The 22,008-nt window shown below is 37.1% G+C and carries 20 protein-coding genes and 3 tRNA genes; 20 read left to right on the top strand and 3 right to left on the bottom strand.

Annotated features, from left to right (window positions below; translation table 11 throughout):
- The first annotated feature begins 40 nt into the window (after positions 1 to 40).
- The 17 genes from C7390_RS08645 (at position 41) to C7390_RS08565 (ending at position 15,410) form a co-directional block, all read left to right on the top strand.
- Complete coding sequence (locus tag C7390_RS08645; RefSeq protein ID WP_022502777.1) at positions 41 to 910, top strand: phosphoribosylaminoimidazolesuccinocarboxamide synthase; 870 nt, start codon at positions 41 to 43, stop codon at positions 908 to 910.
- A gap of 42 nt (positions 911 to 952) precedes the next feature.
- Positions 953 to 2,380 carry an amidophosphoribosyltransferase gene (gene purF / locus C7390_RS08640; RefSeq protein WP_116444002.1) on the top strand — a complete coding sequence of 476 codons (1,428 nt, stop codon included), beginning with the start codon at positions 953 to 955 and terminating at the stop codon, positions 2,378 to 2,380.
- 204 nt (positions 2,381 to 2,584) lie between these two features.
- Positions 2,585 to 3,259, top strand: coding sequence for an HD domain-containing protein (locus C7390_RS08635; RefSeq protein ID WP_116444001.1), 675 nt, complete (start codon positions 2,585 to 2,587; stop codon positions 3,257 to 3,259).
- A 142-nt stretch (positions 3,260 to 3,401) separates the two neighbouring features.
- Positions 3,402 to 4,832 carry an adenylosuccinate lyase gene (purB, locus tag C7390_RS08630; RefSeq protein WP_055176397.1) on the top strand — a complete coding sequence of 477 codons (1,431 nt, stop codon included), beginning with the start codon at positions 3,402 to 3,404 and terminating at the stop codon, positions 4,830 to 4,832.
- A 306-nt stretch (positions 4,833 to 5,138) separates the two neighbouring features.
- Positions 5,139 to 5,211: transfer RNA gene (locus C7390_RS08625), tRNA-Val, on the top strand.
- A gap of 50 nt (positions 5,212 to 5,261) precedes the next feature.
- Positions 5,262 to 5,335: transfer RNA gene (locus C7390_RS08620), tRNA-Met, on the top strand.
- A gap of 578 nt (positions 5,336 to 5,913) precedes the next feature.
- Entirely contained in the window at positions 5,914 to 7,689 is a 1,776-nt protein-coding gene (locus C7390_RS08615) for an ABC transporter ATP-binding protein/permease (RefSeq protein ID WP_116444000.1), read from the top strand.
- Positions 7,690 to 7,691: 2 nt separating this feature from the next.
- On the top strand, positions 7,692 to 9,398 hold the full coding sequence (gene cydC, locus C7390_RS08610; RefSeq protein WP_318295628.1) for a thiol reductant ABC exporter subunit CydC: 1,707 nt from the start codon (positions 7,692 to 7,694) through the stop codon (positions 9,396 to 9,398).
- A gap of 5 nt (positions 9,399 to 9,403) precedes the next feature.
- A complete protein-coding gene (locus C7390_RS08605) occupies positions 9,404 to 9,781 on the top strand; it encodes a nitrous oxide-stimulated promoter family protein (RefSeq protein ID WP_022502772.1) in 378 nt (125 codons plus the stop codon).
- Positions 9,782 to 9,783: 2 nt separating this feature from the next.
- Entirely contained in the window at positions 9,784 to 10,566 is a 783-nt protein-coding gene (locus C7390_RS08600; protein WP_116443999.1) for a ZIP family metal transporter, read from the top strand.
- Positions 10,567 to 10,665: 99 nt separating this feature from the next.
- Positions 10,666 to 11,220 carry a 2-C-methyl-D-erythritol 2,4-cyclodiphosphate synthase gene (ispF, locus tag C7390_RS08595; protein ID WP_022502770.1) on the top strand — a complete coding sequence of 185 codons (555 nt, stop codon included), beginning with the start codon at positions 10,666 to 10,668 and terminating at the stop codon, positions 11,218 to 11,220.
- A 108-nt stretch (positions 11,221 to 11,328) separates the two neighbouring features.
- Positions 11,329 to 11,997 (top strand): serine O-acetyltransferase EpsC, encoded by a 669-nt coding sequence (gene epsC, locus C7390_RS08590; RefSeq protein WP_022502769.1) that lies wholly within the window; start codon positions 11,329 to 11,331, stop codon positions 11,995 to 11,997.
- Positions 11,998 to 12,038: 41 nt separating this feature from the next.
- Complete coding sequence (cysS, locus tag C7390_RS08585) at positions 12,039 to 13,457, top strand: cysteine--tRNA ligase (RefSeq protein WP_090140256.1); 1,419 nt, start codon at positions 12,039 to 12,041, stop codon at positions 13,455 to 13,457.
- Positions 13,442 to 13,897 carry a Mini-ribonuclease 3 gene (locus C7390_RS08580; RefSeq protein ID WP_022502767.1) on the top strand — a complete coding sequence of 152 codons (456 nt, stop codon included), beginning with the start codon at positions 13,442 to 13,444 and terminating at the stop codon, positions 13,895 to 13,897. Before cysS ends, C7390_RS08580 begins: the two co-directional genes overlap by 16 nt.
- Positions 13,898 to 13,920: 23 nt before the next feature.
- Positions 13,921 to 14,661, top strand: coding sequence for a 23S rRNA (guanosine(2251)-2'-O)-methyltransferase RlmB (gene rlmB / locus C7390_RS08575; RefSeq protein WP_022502766.1), 741 nt, complete (start codon positions 13,921 to 13,923; stop codon positions 14,659 to 14,661).
- Positions 14,658 to 15,269, top strand: coding sequence for a sigma-70 family RNA polymerase sigma factor (locus tag C7390_RS08570; RefSeq protein WP_022502765.1), 612 nt, complete (start codon positions 14,658 to 14,660; stop codon positions 15,267 to 15,269). The genes rlmB and C7390_RS08570 overlap by 4 nt, the downstream gene beginning before the upstream one ends.
- Positions 15,270 to 15,338: 69 nt before the next feature.
- Positions 15,339 to 15,410: transfer RNA gene (locus C7390_RS08565), tRNA-Thr, on the top strand.
- Between the two features lie 296 nt (positions 15,411 to 15,706).
- Here C7390_RS08565 and C7390_RS08560 read toward each other — a convergent pair.
- On the bottom strand, positions 15,707 to 16,573 hold the full coding sequence (locus tag C7390_RS08560) for a C39 family peptidase (protein WP_022502764.1): 867 nt from the start codon (positions 16,571 to 16,573) through the stop codon (positions 15,707 to 15,709).
- Between the two features lie 68 nt (positions 16,574 to 16,641).
- Positions 16,642 to 16,875, bottom strand: a complete 234-nt coding sequence (locus C7390_RS08555) for a hypothetical protein (RefSeq protein ID WP_116443998.1) — start codon at positions 16,873 to 16,875, stop codon at positions 16,642 to 16,644.
- 532 nt (positions 16,876 to 17,407) lie between these two features.
- Between C7390_RS08555 and C7390_RS08550 the strand changes: the two genes are divergently transcribed.
- Positions 17,408 to 18,703, top strand: a complete 1,296-nt coding sequence (locus C7390_RS08550; RefSeq protein ID WP_116444030.1) for an adenylosuccinate synthase — start codon at positions 17,408 to 17,410, stop codon at positions 18,701 to 18,703.
- Positions 18,704 to 18,788: 85 nt separating this feature from the next.
- Here the strand turns inward: C7390_RS08550 and C7390_RS08545 are convergent, their stop codons facing one another.
- Positions 18,789 to 18,992, bottom strand: coding sequence for a hypothetical protein (locus tag C7390_RS08545; RefSeq protein ID WP_116443997.1), 204 nt, complete (start codon positions 18,990 to 18,992; stop codon positions 18,789 to 18,791).
- A gap of 182 nt (positions 18,993 to 19,174) precedes the next feature.
- On the opposite strand from C7390_RS08545, the gene C7390_RS08540 reads away from it, so the two are divergent.
- Together C7390_RS08540 and C7390_RS08535 are read left to right on the top strand one after the other, a co-directional pair.
- Positions 19,175 to 20,701 carry an amino acid adenylation domain-containing protein gene (locus tag C7390_RS08540; protein ID WP_116443996.1) on the top strand — a complete coding sequence of 509 codons (1,527 nt, stop codon included), beginning with the start codon at positions 19,175 to 19,177 and terminating at the stop codon, positions 20,699 to 20,701.
- Positions 20,694 to 21,926 (top strand): alanine racemase, encoded by a 1,233-nt coding sequence (locus C7390_RS08535; protein ID WP_116443995.1) that lies wholly within the window; start codon positions 20,694 to 20,696, stop codon positions 21,924 to 21,926. Before C7390_RS08540 ends, C7390_RS08535 begins: the two co-directional genes overlap by 8 nt.
- Positions 21,927 to 22,008: the final 82 nt, after the last annotated feature.

The raw sequence follows: 22,008 nt of genomic DNA, 5'->3' as shown, positions 1-22,008 counted from the left end.
AAATTCACTATTACTATAATTTAAAAGGATGGATGCGATCATGGAAAAGTTTAAGTTACTTTATGAAGGCAAAGTAAGAGAAGTGTATGATATAGGAGATAAGCTTGTTATAGCGGCAACAGATCGTATATCAGCATTTGACCACATTTTAAAGAATAAGGTCACAGATAAGGGTGCAATTCTTACTCAGATGTCTAAATTCTGGTTTGATTATACTAAGGATGTTATTCCTAATCATATGATATCTGTTGATGTTAATGATATGCCGGAATTCTTCCAGAATGAAAAGTATGCAAGAAGAAGTATGATGTGCAAGAAGTTAACTATGCTTCCAATCGAGTGCATCGTCAGAGGATATATAACAGGAAGTGGCTGGGCAAGCTATCAGAAGAATGGTACAGTCTGTGGAATTAAGCTTCCGGAAGGTCTTGAAGAGTCAGAGAAGCTTCCTGAGCCAATCTATACACCAAGTACTAAGGCTGAGGTTGGTGACCATGATGAGAATATCTCATTTGAGCAGAGTATTGAAGTGTTAGAGAAGAAGTTCCCAGGTAGGGGGCTTGAATATGCAACTAAGATTAAGGATGCTACAATAGCACTTTATAAGAAGTGTGCAGAATATGCTTTAAGCAAGGGAATTATTATTGCTGATACTAAGTTTGAATTTGGTCTTGATGAGAATGGCGAAGTTGTAATCGGTGATGAAATGCTTACACCAGACAGCTCACGTTTCTGGCCATTAGAAGGATACAAGAAAGGACAGGGACAGCCATCTTACGATAAGCAGTTCGTTAGAAACTGGCTTCTTGCTAACCCTGATAGTGATTATCTTCTTCCAGATGATATCATTAACAAGACAGTAGAAAAGTACAAAGAGGCATATAAGCTTCTTACAGGTGAAGATTTCTAATTTAATTACATTGCTAATACGAATACTAAGACAGAGGTATATATGAACGACAGTTATATTGATGACAGAAAGCTTCACGAAGAATGTGGAGTGTTTGGCGCATATGACTTCGATTGCGGAGATGTTGCGTCAACGATATATTATGGCTTGTTTGCATTACAGCACAGAGGACAGGAAAGTTGTGGTATCGCTGTGAGTGATACAGAAGGCCCTAAGGGAAAGGTCCTTTCCCACAAGGATATGGGACTTGTGAATGAAGTGTTTAATTCTGAGAATTTAGAGAAGTTAAAGGGTAACATCGGTGTTGGACACGTCCGTTATTCTACAGCAGGAAGTTCTACAAGAGAAAATGCACAGCCACTTGTATTAAATTATGTTAAGGGTACGCTTGGAATGGCACATAATGGTAATCTTCTTAATGCGGTTGAGTTAAGGGAAGAACTTTCATATACAGGTGCTATATTCCAGACTACAATTGATTCAGAAGTTATTGCGTATTTAATAGCGAGAGAAAGACTTAATACACCTACGGTAGAAGAAGCTGTTAAAAATGCTATGAAGAAGATTAAGGGTGCATACTCGCTTATAGTGATGAGTCCTAGAAAGCTTATCGGAGCAAGAGATCCATTTGGTTTCAAGCCTCTTTGTATAGGAAAGAGAGACAATACATATTTCTTATCATCAGAGACCTGTGCACTTGATACAGTAGGTGCTGAGTTTATAAGAGATGTATTACCAGGAGAGATAGTTACAATAACTAAAGATGGGATACATTCAGATACATCACTCTGCCAGAAGAATACAGCAAGGTGTATATTTGAATATATATATTTTGCAAGACCTGACAGCAGGATAGATGGTATGGGAGTATATGAATCAAGAGTTAATGCTGGTCGTATACTTGCAAAGACACATCCAGTAGAAGCAGATTTGGTTGTCGGTGTTCCAGAATCAGGAAATCCAGCAGCACTTGGTTATTCTATGGAGTCAGGTATTCCTTATGGTAATGCTTTTATAAAGAATAATTATGTCGGAAGAACATTTATTAAGCCAAAGCAGGAGCAGAGAGAGTCTAGCGTTAAGGTTAAACTTAACGTGTTGAAAGAGGAAGTCGCAGGCAAGAGAGTGGTTATGATAGATGATTCTATTGTAAGAGGAACAACAAGCCGCAGAATTGTTAATCTTTTAAGACAGGCGGGGGCTAAGGAGGTACATGTAAGAATAAGTTCTCCAGCATTCCTTCATCCTTGCTATTTTGGTACTGATATACCATCAGAGGATCAGCTTGTAGCATCAGGAAGAACGGTTGATGAAATCTGCAAGTACATAGAAGCAGATTCTCTTGGCTATCTTGAAACAGATAAATTAAGTGAAATGATATGTAATCAGACAGGCTTCTGCGATGCCTGCTTTACAGGTAATTATCCAATTGAACCACCAGAAATAGATATTCGTGGCGAGATGGGTTAAAATAACCGGATTGGGAGGGTAAAGCCCTCCCTTTTTGTGTAATAGGGAATCACGGTAGAATTTACTGTTACGTAAAAAAGCACTATATGCCGATGATATACATTCATGCGATGATATGGTTTGTCACAAACGACTATGCTTGCTATTGGAATATGCTTTGCACGTTTTTTAAAATTTCAATATTAATACCGGGGAGAATAATTAATGAAGAATAGCGGTCAGGATAATAATTACAAGATTAATAATAATCAAGACGATAAACAGAATAATAATCAAGAGAATAATAATCAGGACAGATTAATTAAACAGATTAAATTTATAGAGGAGATTGATAAAGAGAAACTTATAGGAAGACAGACATATCTTGCAGATGCTTCAAGGAAAGAAAATGATGCTGAACACGCGTGGCATATGGCAATTATGGCGGTGCTGTTAAGCGAGTATTCTAATGAAAAGATTGATGTGTTAAAGACTATGACAATGCTTCTTATACACGATATAGTAGAGATTGATGCTGGTGATACTTACGCATATGATGAGGATGGCAAGAAGACACAGAGACAGAGAGAATTAACTGCTGCAGATAGAATATTCGGGCTTCTTCCAAGTGACCAGGCTGAATATATGAGAGGGCTTTGGGACGAATTCGAGGAAAGAAAGACACCTGAGGCAAAGTTTGCAAGGACACTTGATAATATACAGCCTGTAATGCTTAATAATGCTTCTGGTGGAAGAAGCTGGGAAGAAAAGTGTGTCCATTTAAATCAGATACTTAAAAGGAATGAGAATACTAAAGATGGTTCAGAGACTTTGTGGGATTATGCGTATAACAATTTTATCAAGCCAAATGTTGAAAAGGGAAAAATAAAAGAGGACTGACATCATATTGAATGAATAGAATATATATGGTACAATCTAATAAGTAGTGTTCAGTATATTCTATATATGCTGTATTGATGGTTAATAATAGCCGGCTACAATTATAAGAATTATGACAATTTAAGAAAGGCGGATTGCAGGAATGAACGACAGATATCAGACACCACTTGCAGAAAGATACGCAAGCAAAGAGATGCAGTACATTTTCTCTCCAGATATGAAGTTTAAGACATGGAGAAAGTTATGGATTGCATTAGCTGAAACAGAGGCAGAATTAGGACTTCCAATCACACAGGAGCAGATTGATGAACTTAAGGCTCATCAGGATGACATTAACTATGAAGATGCGAAGAAGCGTGAGAAGGAAGTACGTCACGATGTTATGTCACATGTATATGCTTATGGTCTTCAGTGTCCTAAGGCTAAGGGAATAATTCATCTTGGTGCTACATCTTGTTATGTTGGTGATAATACAGATATCATAATTATGACAGAGGGCTTAAAGCTTGTTCGTAAGAAGCTTGTTAATGTTATTAACGAACTTTCTAAGTTTGCTGACAAATATAAAGCACAGCCTACACTTGCTTTCACACATTTTCAGCCAGCACAGCCAACAACAGTTGGAAAGAGAGCGACATTATGGCTTAATGAATTAGTTATGGATTTAGAAGATCTTGACTATGTATTATCAACAATGAAGCTTTTAGGCTGTAAGGGAACAACAGGTACACAGGCTTCATTCCTTGAATTATTCAATGGAGATCAGGATAAGATTCGTCAGATAGATAAGAAGATTGCCACAAAGATGGGCTTTGAGGCGTGTGTTCCAGTATCAGGACAGACATATTCAAGAAAGGTTGATACAAGAGTTCTTAATGTTCTTGCAGGCATTGCTGCATCAGCACATAAGTTCTCTAATGATATAAGATTATTACAGCACCTTAAGGAAGTTGAAGAACCATTTGAGAAGTCACAGATAGGTTCATCAGCTATGGCATATAAGAGAAATCCTATGAGAAGTGAACGTATGGCTTCACTTGCAGATTATGTACTTTGTGATGCCCTTAACCCAGCTATAGTATCAAGCACACAGTGGTTTGAAAGAACACTTGACGACTCAGCTAATAAAAGACTTTCTGTACCAGAAGGCTTCCTTGCAGTTGATGGAATACTTGATCTTTACCTTAATGTTGTTGATGGACTTGTTGTATATGACAAGGTTATTATTAAGCATATGATGGCAGAGCTTCCATTTATGGCTACAGAGAACATTATGATGGATGCAGTTAAGGCTGGTGGAGACAGACAGGAACTTCACGAAAGAATAAGAGAACTTTCAATGATAGCTGGCAAGAGAGTTAAGCAGGAAGGTCTTGATAATAATCTTCTTGAGCTTATTGCAGATGATCCAATGTTTGGAGTTACTCTTGAAGAGCTTCAGGCTAAGCTTGACCCAATTAAGTATGTTGGACGTTCAAGAGAGCAGGTTGATGAATACCTTGCAGATGTTATTAAGCCAATACTTGATGATAACTCAGATATACTTGGTCTTACGGCTCAGATTAATGTATAAATCGTATATATCAGATAAATGTGTATATAAGTAACATTGTCAGATTAAATAAGAACTATAATTATAATAATGACTGCCACATTAAATGTATATGAATATGTGGCAGTTATTATTTTGTATATTGAATGCACTGGTATAAAAGTCTGTAAGTGCCGCAAAACAAGCCATTTTTTCTACAGATAATAAAAAAAGAAAAAAATGTATTTTTTTTGCGTTTTTTTGAAAAAAGTAGTTGACAAATAGTGCATTTTAATATTATAATAGCGAAGCAGTGTTCGTGAGACACGAAACACTAACAAAGCGAACGGGATCTTAGCTCAGCTGGGAGAGCATCTGCCTTACAAGCAGAGGGTCACAGGTTCGAGCCCTGTAGGTCCCACTTAGGACATTAAGTCCTAATGTATGTGGTTTGCATACAATATAATATATGGCGAGATAGCTCAGTTGGCTAGAGCACACGGTTCATACCCGTGGTGTCGTGGGTTCAAATCCCTCTCTCGCTACTACTGTAAAAGAACGCGTTTGCGTTCTTTTTTTTATGTAATTTTATTACAAAAATAGTGGTTTAATTGTGTAGTATCTGTGGACTGATTGTGAAATGTGCACAAGTAAAATACGTTGTTATTGTAAATATCGGTGAAATTACATAAAACATCTTGAAAAATCAAATACAATATGCTATTTTAAATACACCATTACAAATACTTTTTACAAGATTATTTTTTTTCATATCGAATTCATCAATTATTTTAATTATAGGTGAATTCTCCCTCCTTTCATCATAGCATAAGCAGCTATGAATTTTGCCCCTTATGAGAGAACGGCTCATAAGGGGATTTTTTTATGTAATAGGAAATTCTATTAGAATTTCCTATTACATAAAAGGCACTATGTGCCGATGATGAGCACTCGCACGAAGAAGTAGTTTGCCGCAAGCGACTATGCTCGGCGCAGGAATGTGCTTTGCACATTCCTTTTATTTATAAAATGGTAATACTTTGCATCTTGACATAATGCGTGATATTAAGATAAATTATAATTAAGTTTAATAACACTAACTGTAATTAGAGAGGACGTATCGATGATAAAGAAACAATTAATTCAGACAATACCTGAGAGTAAAAAATATATAGCAGGAAATGTCATATTCCAATGGCTGGCTCTGGTTTCTAATATTGTGCTTATGACGATAATAACAACATTTATTGCGGGCCTTATAGACGGTGGCAGTGGAATAGGAAAATATAATTTTTCTAGTATGGCAGCTATGGTGATAAGTCTTATAGTATGCGTTATTGTAAGGGCAGTTTGTAATATTGGTTCATCAAAGATGAGCTATCTGTCATCTAAGACAGTAAAGAGAAATTTAAGACAGATGATATATGAAAAGCTTCTTCGTATGGGAGCATCATATAATGAGAAGGTTAAGACATCAGAACTTGTACAGGTTACAGTTGAAGGTGTAGACCAGCTTGAAACATATTTTGGAGCATATATGCCCCAGTTTTTTTATGCTATGCTTGCACCGCTTACATTATTTGTTTGCATATGCACTATAAATGTGGTTTCGGCAGTAGTTCTGCTTATATGCGTACCACTTATACCAATATCAATTGCATTTGTGCAGACCTGGGCCAAGAAGCTTTTATCTAAATACTGGTCACAATATACAGCTCTTGGCGACACATTTTTGGAAAATCTTGAAGGGCTTACAACTTTAAAGATATATCAGGCAGATGATTATAAGAACATACAGATGAACGAGGAGTCAGAAAAGTTCAGAAAGATAACAATGAAAGTGCTTACAATGCAGCTTAATTCTATTACAATAATGGATTTTGTTGCATATGGAGGAGCAGCTCTTGGAATTATTCTTTCTGTGACGCAGTTTAGTGATGGTAATATTAATCTGGCAGGCTGTCTTCTGATTATACTTTTATCAGCGGATTTTTTTATTCCAATGCGACAGCTTGGCTCATTCTTTCATATAGCTATGAATGGAATGGCGGCAAGTGATAAGATATTTAATTTTCTTGCACTTGAGGAAGAGGATAAAGGAAGCAATGAGTTTCCGGCCAATGAAAATATAGAATTAAAAAATGTACATTTTTCGTATGAGAAAGACAGGGAAATTCTTAAAGGTGTTGATATGACATTTTCTGATAAGAGCTTTACAGCGATTGTCGGTGAGAGCGGCTGTGGTAAATCAACGCTTGCAGGAATACTTATGCACCGCAATAAGGGTTATATAGGAGATATCAGGATTGGAAGTGAGAAGCTTTCTGATATAAGCGAGGCTTCACTAATGCAAAATGTTACATATATAAGCCATCAGAGCTATCTGTTTAAAGGTACGATAAGGGATAACCTTATTGTTGCTTATCCGGAAGCGACAGATGAGCATATGTTAGATGTTCTTAAAAGAGTTAATCTATATGACTTTGTTATGTCTGAGGGCGGACTTGATATGAAGCTTAATGAACAGGCTTCTAATCTTTCGGGTGGACAAAGGCAAAGACTTGCACTTGCAAGGGCACTTATGCATGACAGAAATATATATATATTTGATGAGGCAACTTCTAACATTGATATGGAGAGCGAAGACGATATTATGAGAGAGGTGCTTAATCTTGCAAAGACTAAAACAGTGATTCTTATATCTCACAGACTTGCTAATGTAGTTAATGCAGACAATATATATGTGCTTGAAGCTGGCAGAGTTGCAGAGGCTGGAAAGCATAATGAGCTTTTAGCAAAAAATGGAGTATATTCAAGATTATGGAATGTACAGTATGAGCTTGAGAATTATGGTTTTAAAGATGATGTTGAAAAAAGAACATCAGGAAATGAGGCATAAATATGGGCAAGGTGGATAATAATAAGCATATTGTTAATAGTTCAGACGGAAAATCCGGACGTAGTGGATTAAATGTAATGTTAAGGCTTATAGGTCTTGTAAAACCGCTTGCTGGTTATATGGCGGTGGCAATTCTTATGGGACTTGCAGGACATTTATGTGCTTCTTTTATAACAATATTCGGTGGTTATGCAATACTCGATGTATCAGGGTATGATACAGGACTCACACTTGGTGTGATATTCGTGTGCGTAATTGTGTTCGCACTTGTAAGGGCAGGTTTCAGATATGCAGAACAGTCGTGTAATCATTTTATAGCATTTAAGTTACTTGCAATAATAAGAGATAAAGTATTCAGGGCATTAAGAAAGCTTTGTCCAGCAAGGCTTGAGGGCAGGGACAGAGGCGACCTTATATCTATAATAACTTCGGATATAGAGCTTCTTGAGGTGTTCTACGCACATACAATATCACCTATTGCGATAGCTGTATTGTATACAATAATTATGTGTTGTTATATAGGCTCATTTCACTGGTCGCTGGCACTTATTGCACTTATAGCATATATATGTGTAGGTGTTGCGATACCGCTTATTGCATCTAAGGCAAGCGGAGATGATGGTTTAAGATACAGAACTAAGTCGGGAGAACTCAGCAGCTTCGTGCTTGAAAGCCTAAGAGGTGCTTCTGAGACAATACAGTATGGCAATGGTGCTAAACGACTTGAACTTATGAATGGCAGGTCGGATGATTTATCAGAAGATGCAAGAAGAATGAAGAATGTGTCTGGTGTTAATACAGCGGTTACTAATGTGTGTATACTGGTATTTGACATAATTATGCTTCTTGCAGGTGTTAAGCTTTATTATGCCGGTATTATAGGCTTTGATGGTGTACTCCTTACTACTATTGCATTATTCTCATCATTTGGACCGGCAGTGGCGCTGGCGGCGTTAGGAAGTACATTGCAGAGTACATTTGCGGCAGGTAACAGAGTTCTTGATATATTAGATGAAGAACCGGTTATAGAGGAACTTACGGGTAATAAAGAAATTGAATTTGAAGGTATTAATGCGGAAGATGTTACATTTGCCTATGGAGAAGAAACTATACTTGATAATTTCAGTATTGATATTAAGAAGGGTGAAATAACTGGAATAATAGGAAAGAGCGGAAGCGGAAAGTCAACGCTTCTTAAGCTGTTTATGCGTTTCTGGGATACAGATAAAGGAAGAATAAGTATTTCAGGCAGTGATATTAAGAATATTAACACTTCTAACTTAAGGGATATGGAAGGTTTTATGACACAGGATACACATCTGTTTCACGACAGCATAAAGAACAATATAAGAATTGCAAAGCTTGATGCGACAGATGAAGAAATTGTGAATGCCTGCAAGAAAGCTTCCATACACGATTTTATACAGTCGCTTCCACAGGGCTATGATACACCTGTAGGAGAATTGGGAGATACACTTTCGGGAGGAGAGAAACAGCGTATAGGACTTGCGAGGGTATTTCTTCATAATGCACCTTTAATACTCTTAGATGAGCCTACAAGCAATCTTGACAGTCTTAACGAGGCGGCTATCCTTAAATCGCTTAATGAGGAAAGACAGAATAAGACGGTTGTGCTGGTGTCACACAGACAGTCAACTATGAGAATTACGGATAAGATATATTCCGTAGAGAATGGGCGAATGAGTTAATAATTATGAAAAAGACAGATATTAATAAAAAGAGAGAAAAAGAGAAGCAGATGGTTTCTTATATGATAGCGTTATATTGTAAGAAAAATCATCATAATAAATATAATAAGGGCAGTATCAATAAAAATGGCTTGTGTGCTGAGTGTCAGGAGCTTGCTGAGTATGCAGGATTAAGAAGTGATAAATGCCCATTTATGGAAACTAAGACATTCTGTGCTAACTGCAAGGTACATTGCTATAATCAGGAGATGAGGGGAAAGATAAAAGCAGTAATGAGATTTTCAGGACCGAGAATGATGTTTCATCATCCGGTTGCGGCTATTCATCACATTGTTTCAACAATGCGTGAGAAGAAAAGGCTAAGAAAGGAAAGTGAATATTAAATATGAGAATTGAGGCGGTATATGGGGTGTTAATTCCTTTATTGGGAACAACACTAGGAGCAGCTTGTGTGTTTTTTATGAGGAAGAATATGAAAGATGGGATACAAAGAAGCCTTACAGGCTTTGCATCCGGAGTTATGGTTGCAGCTTCTGTATGGAGTCTGCTTATTCCGTCAATTGAACAGTCAGAAGGTATGGGAAGATTTGCGTTCGTGCCGGCACTTGTCGGTTTATGGGCTGGTATGCTGTTCTTGCTGCTGCTTGATAATATAACGCCTCATCTGCATATTAATAGTGAGGTTTCGGAAGGACCAAGAACTAATCTAAAAAAAACGACTATGCTTGTCCTTGCAGTGACAATTCATAATATACCTGAGGGGATGGCAGTTGGTGTTGTGTATGCGGGCTTTCTGCTTGGCAATTCAGGAATTACAGCAATGGCGGCACTTGTGCTGTCGGTTGGAATAGCAATTCAGAATTTCCCAGAGGGAGCTATTATATCAATGCCGCTAAGAGCTAACGGGCTTGGCAGGGGAAAGTCATTTCTGTATGGATTTCTGTCAGGCGTGGTTGAACCTGTAGCTGCATTCGTAACGATACTGGCAGCAGGAATAATTACACCTGCAATGCCATATCTTTTAAGCTTTGCGGCAGGAGCTATGATATATGTTGTAGTAGAAGAACTTATTCCGGAGATGTCACAGGGGAGGCATTCTAATATTGGAGTAATTGCATTTGCGATAGGTTTTGGAATAATGATGATGTTAGATGTGGCATTAGGATAAATGTGTATTAGGAACTTGTAAATGTTACTAAAATGTGGTTTACTTATAAGGATATGATATTGATAGGCTTATGCGTACTGAGAAAGGTATGGTTATTAGATGAGAGTTGGATTAGGTTATGATGTTCATAAGTTAGTTGAAGATAGAAAGCTTATAATCGGTGGAGTAGAGATTCCTTATGAGAAAGGATTGTTAGGCCATTCAGATGCAGATGTATTATTACACGCAATTATGGATGCACTTTTAGGTGCTGCGGCACTTGGAGATATAGGAAAGCATTTTCCAGATACAGATGATGCTTACAAGGGCATATCAAGCATTAAGCTTTTAGAGGAAGTTGGTGTGCTTCTTGATAAGAATAATTATATAATCGAGAATATAGATGCTACAATTATTGCACAGAAGCCTAAAATGCGTCCTTATATAGATACTATGAGAGAGAATATTGCAAAGGCATTAAAGATTGATGTCAACTGTGTTAATGTAAAGGCGACAACAGAAGAAGGTCTTGGCTTTACAGGAACAGGTGAGGGCATATCCTCACAGGCTATATGCAGTCTTGTGTCAGTGTCTAATTATATATATGGTGATTCGGATATGACTAACTGTTGCAGCGGCTGTAATGGATGTGCTGCAAGAAGAACACAGGAGTAAGTCTGGTCACAGGATTACAATTGAGTAATTATTAGGAATTCAGCATATCTGATTGTGATTAAATATCATATAATAGATTAAGATTAATTAGTTAGGAAGTTATCAGATATGAAATATTTAGATTTTATAAAGCAGGAAATGGCTGTCATTATGGATAGGGATCCTGCGATTAAAAGTAAAATGGAAGTGTTCCTTTATCCAAGCTTCTGGGCATTGTTAAAGTACAGAAAAGCCCATAAGCTTTATAAGAAAGGGCATTTCTACAGAGCAAGAAAGCTGTCACAAAGAACAGCAAGAAAGACAGGAATAGAAATCCACCCAGGTGCAACTATTGGCGAAGGGTTATTTATTGACCACGGACATGGTGTTGTCATCGGTGAAACTGCTATTATAGGAGATAATGTAACACTCTATCAGGGAGTTACGCTTGGTGGAACAGGCAAAGAGCAGGGCAAACGTCATCCGACACTTGGAAGCAACATAATGGTTGGTGCAGGTGCTAAGGTATTAGGTTCTGTGACTATAGGTGATAATTGTAAGATAGGTGCAGGTTCAGTAGTGTTAAAAAATGTGCCACCTAACTCAACAGTTGTAGGTGTCCCTGGCAGAGTTGTTATGAGAGGTGATGTAAGAGTGCTTGAAGATCTTGACCAGATACATCTTCCAGACCCGGTTATGAGCGATATAGAATATCTTAAGGAGCAGAATAAGAAGCTTAAGAAACGTATCGCACATCTTGAAAATCTTGTTAATGAGCCAAGAAATATAGAAGAATAGAAGATTAATTTTACCGACATAAAGAAAGGATCAAAGTTATTATGAAGATTTATAATACACTTTCAAGAAGTAAAGAAGAATTCGTGCCATTAGAAGAAGGCAAAGTTAAAATGTATGTATGCGGACCAACAGTGTATAACCTTATACATATTGGTAATGCAAGACCTATGATAGTGTTTGATACAGTAAGGAGATATCTTGAGTACAAGGGATATGATGTTAATTATGTATCTAACTTTACAGATGTGGATGATAAGATTATTAAGAAGGCTATAGAAGAAGGAGTTACAGCAGAAGAAATCTCTAAGCGTTATATTAAGGAATGTAAAAAGGATATGGCTGGAATGAATATTAAGCCAGCAACAACACATCCTCTTGCTACACAGGAAATTGACGGTATGATTGATATGATAAAGACACTTATCGATAAAGGTTATGCCTATGAGAAGAATGGTACTGTATATTACAGAACAAGACGTTTTGAGGGTTATGGAAAGCTTTCTAAGAAGAATATAGATGATTTAGAGGCTGGACATAGAGATGATGCACACAAGCTTAAGGTATCAGGTGAAGATGAGAAGGAAGATCCACTTGATTTCGTATTATGGAAGCCAAAGAAGGACGGAGAGCCTTATTGGGAGTCACCTTGGAGTGAAGGACGTCCGGGCTGGCATATAGAGTGTTCTGTAATGTCTAAGAAGTATCTTGCAGATGAGATAGATATTCACGCAGGCGGTGAGGATTTAATATTCCCGCATCACGAGAATGAAATTGCACAGTCAGAAGCTGCTAACGGAGTTCCGTTTGCCAAGTACTGGATGCACAATGCATTCCTTAATATTGATAATAAGAAAATGTCTAAGTCATTAGGTAATTTCTTTACAGTAAGAGATATTTCAAAGGAATATGATTTACAGGTATTAAGATTTTTTATGCTTTCAGCACATTACAGGAATCCTATTAATTTCAGCCATGACCTTATGGAGGCAGCCAAGAACGGTCTTGACAGAATAATCACAGCAGTTACTAATCTTACACATCTTGAAAAGAGTGCTAAAGATAGTGCTATGACAGAAGATGAGAAGAAGGTAATAGATTCAACTAAAGACATTTATGGTAAATTTGAAGCTGCTATGGATGACGACTTTAATACAGCTGATGCAATATCAGCAGTATTTGAATTAGTTAAGCTTGCTAATTCTAATTCATCAGAGGACAATACTAAGGAATATATAACAGCACTAAAGGAAAGTATTGTTACACTTGCGGATATATTAGGACTTAAGGTTATTAAGGAAGAAGAACTTCTTGATGAAGATATAGAAGCACTTATCGCTGAAAGACAGCAGGCAAGAAAAGATAAGAATTTTGCAAGAGCTGACGAGATAAGAGATGAACTTATGGCTAAGGGGATTATTCTTGAGGATACAAGAGAAGGTGTCAGATGGAAGAGAGCATAAAAGATAACCTGACAAGTGATATATGGGATGTACTTGGACTAAAAAGTGTAAGTCCAAGACAGCTTTCCCCACTTGTTCTTGCGTATATAGGTGACAGTATATTTGACTTAGTAGTAAAGACTAAGATAGTTACTGCTGGCAATACACAGGTTAATAAGATGAACAGGGCTGCAAGCAGTATTGTCAAGGCTGAGTCACAGTCTAAGATGATAGGTTATCTTGAAGATAAGCTTACTGAGGAAGAAGGAAGTGTATACAAGAGAGGCAGAAATGCCAAATCCTACACATCAGCCAAGAATGCTTCCATAAGTGATTATAGAAGGGCGACAGGCTTTGAGGCACTTATGGGTTATCTGTATTTGTCAGGACAGTATGAAAGAATGTGCGAGCTTATTAAAGATGCACTTGACTGGCTTGAAAATGATAATAAACAGGCATAAAAGAAAGGTTAGAATTCATAAATATGAGATATAAGGAATTAACATTTGAGGGGCGTAATGCAGTCATTGAGGCATTTCGTTCTGGAAAGACAATTGATAAGCTGTTTATTCTTGATGGTTGTCAGGACGGTCCTATAAAGAGTATTGTAAGAGAAGCTAAGAAGACTTCAACAATAATTAACTATGTGGACAAGGAAAGACTTGACAGACTTGCCAATACAGGACACCATCAGGGCGTTGTTGCAATAGGTGCAGCTTACGAATATGCAGAAGTTGAAGATATATTAGAAGCTGCAAGAAGCAAGGGCGAAGCACCATTTATATTTGTTCTTGATGAGATTGAAGATCCACATAATCTTGGTGCAATAATAAGAACAGCTAATCTTGCAGGAGCACATGGTGTTATTATCCCTAAGAGAAGAGCTGTAGGGCTTACAGCGACAGTAGCCAAGACATCAGCAGGTGCAATTAATTATACACCAGTAGCCAAGGTTACTAATATAGCTAACACTATTGAGGCATTAAAGAAAGAGGGCTTGTGGTTCGTATGTGCAGATATGGGCGGCGAAACTATGTATAACCTTGATTTAAAAGGACCGATAGGCCTTGTTATAGGCAATGAAGGCAATGGCGTAAGCCGTCTTGTAAAAGAGAAATGTGATTTTGTTGCCTCAATTCCTATGAAGGGAGATATAGACTCTCTTAATGCTTCGGTTGCGGCAGGAGTTATGGCGTTTGAAATAGTAAGGCAGAGAATGGTATGAAGCATTATGAGTTGTACAAAGATGAAGAACTTGTAAGTATGTATCGTGACGGAGATGCAAGAGCTGTGGACGAGATTATGGAAAGATATAAGAATCTTGTTAGAAAAAAAGCGAATGCTATGTATATAGTCGGCGGGGATAAAGACGACCTTATACAGGAGGGAATGATAGGACTTTATAAGGCAGTCACAACATATGATGAGCTAAAGGCAGCTTCGTTTGCTACATTTGCCTCACTATGTATTAACGGACAGCTTATGAATGCAGTAAAAGCTTCTAATGCCAAGAAAAATACCCCTCTTAATTCCTATGTATCATTTGATACGCCAGCGAACAAATCAGACGATGAGTCAGATATGAAGCTTGTGGATACATTAGTACACGACAGTGAACAAAATCCAGAAGCACTATACATTGACAGGGAAGTAACAGACAATCTGGAAGAAAAAGCCTTCGAGTCATTGAGCCCGTTCGAGAAACAGGTAGTAACACTCCTTATGGAAGGCAACGACTATATAAAAATAGCCGACCAGCTAGGCAAGACACCCAAATCAATAGACAACGCAATACAGCGTTCAAGAAACAAGATAAAAATAATTGTAGATTAGCTATAAATATACTTGATTAATCATTACAAAAATGATATAAATAAAATTGCTGTAAAATACAGCAGTTATGCTATTGTAGCTCAGTGGCAGAGCACTTCATTGGTAATGAAGAGGTCGGGGGTCCAATTCCCCTCAATAGCTTGCGCGAGTAACGAGTACAATACCACCGTCACATAATTCACATACGTGAATTACGCAACGGTGGTATTGTACTAAATAACAACAGACAACAGGCTGACATTCTAGCCCAGCTTGTCCAGTGTCAAGAGAACCAAAAAAATTTTCCACCGGGATATGCTTGCATACATCGGTGGAAAATCTTTTTTGGTTCTCAAAGGCGCAGAGCGCCGCGCCAGACAATGCGAAGAATTGGCTGTTTGAATATCTAAATCAAGTATATGCTTTAAGCCGCACGCAGACAGTCAAATTAAGTAAAATCACCTAACCACCACCGCCTGATAATAATACTTCTGATAATAAGTAACAAATTCCTCCATTGACCTCTCCACAATCCCATAAGTCGGGTCAGCCAATGTCACGACCCCTCTGTCAATATCATATCCGGAAAGTGCTGCACAATGCTCATTGCGAGGCCATGTAAATACAGTCCCATCATCAAGTGTTACATCATTATACTTAACATCGGGGTCATTATAATTATAGCTTGTCCATACAATAACAGGATGTCCAAGTGACAATTCGGTAAACAGATCCTCAACCGGTGAGTAACTCATTATGTATGCTGAATAAGACGAATTCTGGCTCTTTAAAAATGAGTTGGCGGCATTAGCAATAGCAGGAGCGAAACAGCCGCTGCCTGTTGTCTTCCACGGAGAACCCCAGAAATATTCAACGAAACACCCTTGCGTTACAGTGTCACGCATATCAAGATAATTTCTTGCAAGAGTTTCTTTATCAATGCCATAGCCAAGATAATTAAGCACCTCTGTCAATGATGTTATCTCACAGCCTGTTGGAAGTTCAGGATACTGGCTCACAAAAGGAATATCAAGGCTGAAAGAATTAGGATATTCGTAATTCTCTGCAGCTCTTGTAGTGTGTTCAAGTATTGCTGATTTAATTCTTTCAGGGTCAACAGAAAGAGTTTCAAGTGTGCTGTCAACATTTAACACAACAGTGTTGTCGTCCTCCTTTTGTTTGTGGTTATCACGGTAATATATGCCAATAACCAGACACAGGGCAGTAATAGATATAAGAAGTATAAAGGTTGTTAATATATTTTTTCGTTTCTTGTTATTTTTTTTGTTCTTTTTGTTCTTAGCGGCTTTATTGTTACCTGCCATATATAAAATCCTTTTCTTTTATTAATAATTAATGCTAATTTCTTAATATATGTAGTTCCTTGGTGGTTTTATATCCGATTGTCATCATATAATGCACACCACGCACTGAGCACGTTAAGACAGTCTTTATTAAGCGTGTAGTCCGTTCGTGATACAGTTTTCTCGCAGTTGTTGATTGGCAATCTTAAATATGAGGTCTGTCCAGTTACAGCAAGAATATGAAGCAATTCTTCAATTTCACCATTGTTAAGAATTTGTTCAAATGAAGATGGAGAAAAATATTTGTTATTACGATTACGCATTAGCCACCTCCGTATACAATTATGATAATAGGTAATTGTGAAACTCAGTATTACACTTGTAAATATGTGAAAAATCAACAAAATCAACAAAGACACGCTTTTGCTACTTGTCGCTCGCAACGGTACTAAGTGACTACAATACAGTCGCTAAGTGCCGGCGGCTCCAAAATGTCTTCTTATGATTTGTTAATTTTTCACTATGCAGCCGTCTATATAACCGAGTTTCGCAAACGCCTACAATTATGATAATTATATATAAAAATGCCTTAAAGCTCAATCGTAAAACAGCAATCATTCTAATTTATGGTGTGACTAATTATAATTTGATATGCAGAATACATATGAAGTTCAAGAACATATTATTATAATGAACTTGCTTGTTTTTCAGAATAATTAAACTACTTTTGTAAACTTCTTTCATAAACCCATTGATTGAAACTGCCAACTTGTGTTATTATATCAGTTGTGGTTTTCTGTTTACAGGCCACTAATGTTATATGCTATATTAGGAACTAGCAGAATGGAGGAAGCTATGGTAAAAGCTATTGTTGGTGCGAACTGGGGAGATGAAGGTAAAGGTAAGATTACAGATATGCTTGCCGAAGAATCTGATATCGTTGTAAGATTCCAGGGAGGAAGTAACGCTGGACATACAATCATCAATGATTATGGTAAGTTTGCATTACATCTCCTGCCATCAGGAGTATTTTATAATCATATTACAAGTGTAATCGGTAATGGTGTTGCATTAAATATTCCATACCTTGTAAAGGAACTTAAAAGTCTTACAGACAGGAATGTTCCAATGCCTAAGATTCTTGTATCAGACAGAGCACAGATTATGATGCCATATCATATAGATTTTGATACATATGAAGAAGCCAGACTTGCAGGTAAGTCATTTGGTTCAACTAAGTCAGGAATTGCTCCATTCTATTCAGATAAATATGCTAAGATTGGTTTTCAGGTAAGTGAATTATTTGGAGATGAGAATACCCTTAAAGAGAAGATTGCCAATGTATGTACATTAAAGAATGTAATGCTTGAACATCTTTATCATCAGCCACTTCTTAATGAAGAAGATATATTTAATACACTTATGGAATACAAAGAGATGGTTAAGCCATATGTATGTGATACATCAGCTTATCTTCATCAGGCACTTAAGGAAGGCAAGAAGATTCTTCTTGAAGGTCAGTTAGGTTCACTTAAAGACCCAGACCACGGAATATATCCAATGGTTACATCTTCATCAACACTTGCTCCTTATGGTGCTATTGGTGCTGGTATTCCAGCAGCTTCAATTACAGATGTTGTAACAGTTGTTAAGGCATACTCATCAGCAGTAGGTGCTGGTGCATTTGTAAGTGAGATATTCGGAGAGGAAGCTGACGAGTTAAGAAAGCGCGGTGGTGACGGCGGCGAGTTCGGTGCTACAACAGGACGTCCAAGAAGAATGGGCTGGTTCGATGCAGTTGCTACACGTTATGGTGTGCGTATGCAGGGAACAACAGAAGTTGCTCTTACAGTAGTTGATGTGCTTGGATATCTTGATGAAATTCCTATGTGTGTAGGCTATGAGATAGATGGAAAGGTTACTAAGGACTTCCCAACTACTTCAGAGCTTGAGAAGGCTAAGCCAGTATTAAAGACACTTCCAGGCTGGAAATGCGATATAAGAGGAATTAAGAATTACGAAGATCTTCCAAAGGAATGCCGTGATTATGTAGAAGTTATCGAGAAAGAGATAGAAGCACCTATAACAATGGTATCGAATGGACCAGGAAGACACGAGATTATTCACAGAGTAAGCTCATACAGCAAATAATTAATAATAACAATAATGCCGTATCTGTAGTCATTAAGATTATCAGATACGGCAAATTTGCGTTAAATAGATTGGTTATATATAATTAATGGTTTCGTGCGGACAGATATTTGTACATAAGCATCATAGCGTAGGCTACGATGGGAAGAACAATATCTGTAAAGATAAGACCTTTGAATAAAGTATGTGCTGTTTCATTATCAATAAATGCTGTGATTAAGGTTGTAAGCAGTAATATGCCCCACGCTATAACTATTATAAGTGCGGCGGCTTTTTTGAATTTTTTCATAAATTATCCTCATTTCTAATGGATTTAATAATATAGAAATGTTATCATATTTTTATTATATATAAAAGGGATATAATTATTAACTATATATAGTTATGTATAAAGAAATATAATTATATGAGTGCTGTGATTATCAGGCGGCTCATAGATGTGAGAGAAAGGTATTAACAGAGGTAGTGATTATGACAAAGAATGTATTGGATTATTTGTATACATCTAAAGAAAAGTTTCCATTAAAGACGGCAGTGGCTGATAATGTATCATCAATGACATATACAGAACTTGTAGATAATGCGACAACAATAGCTGTTGCACTTCTTAAGTACACAGGAACAAGAAGGGCAGTTCCTATATATATGGATAAAAGCTGTGTTGCACTTGCGGCATTTATGGGTGTAGTAATGACAGGCAATTTTTATGTGCTTTTAGAGCCAGCACATCCGGCAGAGAGAATTCACAGCATACTTGATACTCTTCAGGCGGATATTATTGTTACTAACAGAAAGAATGAGAAGAAGGCTGCAAAGCTTGAGTTTACAGGCAATATTGTATACATTGAAGACCTGCTTGAAGCACAGGTTACAGATGAGGACAGAAAGAAGCTTTCGGATATTAAGGCAAATGCTCTTGATATAGATCCATTATATGCAATATTTACATCAGGTTCTACAGGAGTACCTAAGGGAGTTGTTGTAAACCACCGTTCGGTTATAGATTTTATAGAATGTTTTACAGATATATTTGGAATAACAGACAAGGATGTAATTGGTAATCAGGCACCATTTGACTTTGATGTATCAGTTAAGGATATATATTCAAGCTTAAAATGCGGAGCAACACTCCAGATTATACCAAAGAGTATGTTCTCATTCCCGACAAGGCTCTTAGACTACCTTGATGATAACAATGTTACAACTCTTATATGGGCTGTATCAGCGTTATGTATAATAACTACACTTAAGGGCTTTGATTATAAAGTGCCAAAGGCAATTAATAAAGTTATATTCTCAGGTGAGGTAATGCCTATAAAGCACCTTAATATATGGAGAGAATATTATAAGGATGCGTTATTTGCCAACGTATATGGTCCTACAGAGATTACCTGCAATTGCACATATTATATTATAGACAGGGAATTTGCCATTGATGATGTCCTTCCAATGGGCAAGGCATTTCCTAATGAGAGAGTATTCTTATTAGATGAGAATGATAAACTTATTAAGAATAGTGAAGCTGATAAGACAGGCGAGATATGTGTATCAGGAACAGCGGTTACAATGGGTTACTTTAACAATAAAGAAAAGACAGACAGTGCATTTGTCCAGAACCCACTTAATGGCAGTTATAATGAAATTATATATAGAACTGGTGATTTGGGATATTATAATGATAATAAGGAAATGTGTTTCTCGTCAAGAAAGGACTTCCAGATAAAGCACAATGGACACAGAATTGAATTAGGAGAGCTTGATATGGCTATTAATTCAATGGATAACATACAGAGAGCCTGCTGTATATACCAGCAGGAGGAGAATAAGATATACGCTTTTTATGAGGGGGAGCAGGATAATAAGTCACTCACTCATTATCTTTTATCCAAACTTCCTAAATTTATGATTCCGGAGGTTATGATTAACGTAAAGTCAATGCCTCTTACTAAAAATGGAAAGATAGACAGAAAAGCTTTAATGGAGGAATATAATGCTTAGTACAGAAAAAATTATTGAGATAGCGGACCAACATTCAACACCATTGTATATATTAGATAAAGAAGCACTTGAAAATAGAATTAATGAGATAAAGGCTATATTAGGAGAAGGGGTTACACTCTGCTATGCTATGAAAGCTAATCCATTTTTTGTAGATGCATTTAAACATCTTAATACTAAGTATGAGGTGTGTTCACCGGGAGAATTTGCAATATGCGAGCGAGAGAAGGTCAATATGAAAGATATTGTATTATCCGGTGTTAATAAGGAGAAAGCTGATATATGCCACGTTTTAAATGATTGCGGCGGAGTTGGTGTTTATACAGTAGAGTCAAAGGAACAGTATAGCCTTTTATCAGAATGTGCAAGGGAAGCTGAAGTTACAATAGATGTGCTTTTAAGAGTAACAAGCGGCAACCAGTTCGGACTTGATGAGGAAGATATTAAGGATATTGTTAAGAACAGGGAGAAATATCCAGAACTTAATATTCGTGGTGTACAGTGTTATACAGGTACACAGAAGAAAAAGTTCGATATTATAAAGTCAGAAATAGAGTGGCTTGACGGACTTTGCGACAGCCTTTATGCAGATTATGGCTTTAAAGCAGAAGAATTAGAGTATGGTCCGGGACTTCAGGTATCATATTTTGGCGATGCGGCATATGATAATAAGTATGATATGTTAAAGGAGCTTGCAGCTTTACTTGAAAATTACAAGGCAAAGTACAGCATAACACTTGAAATGGGCAGATATCTTGTAGCTGAGTGTGGTATATATGTAACAGGAATTGCCGATATTAAGAAGAACAAGGGACAGCAGTATGTAATAGTTGATGGCGGCATTAACCATGTTAATTATTATGGACAGGCTATGGCTATGAAGATACCGGCATATTCATATGTAAAAGCAGATGGAACAGTAGTTAAGGATAGAAATGTAATGTCAAAGCTTAACGGAACAGATGATGAGAAATGGACAATATGCGGTTCACTCTGTACAGTTGCAGATCTCATTGTTAAGAATCTTCCAATTGGCACACCGGAATGTAATGACAAGATAATATTTTACAATATCGGAGCATATTCAATAACAGAGGGTATATATCTTTTCTTAAGCAGGAAGATGCCTGTTATAACAGCCTGCAATAAAGACGGAAGCGTGGAAGTGTACAGAGATGTAATATGTTCAGACAGAATTAATTCAAGACAGAATTTATTGAGTTAAATTTACTGGATTAAATATGGCTGATACGAAATAATCTGTATGGGATATTGCAGCTTATACAATATATGATAATAATTTATAT

The sequence above is a fragment of the Bacteroides galacturonicus genome, from assembly GCF_003096855.1.
GTDB lineage: Bacteria > Bacillota > Clostridia > Lachnospirales > Lachnospiraceae > Lachnospira > Lachnospira rogosae.
This window is presented reverse-complemented; position numbering and strand designations above follow the sequence as displayed.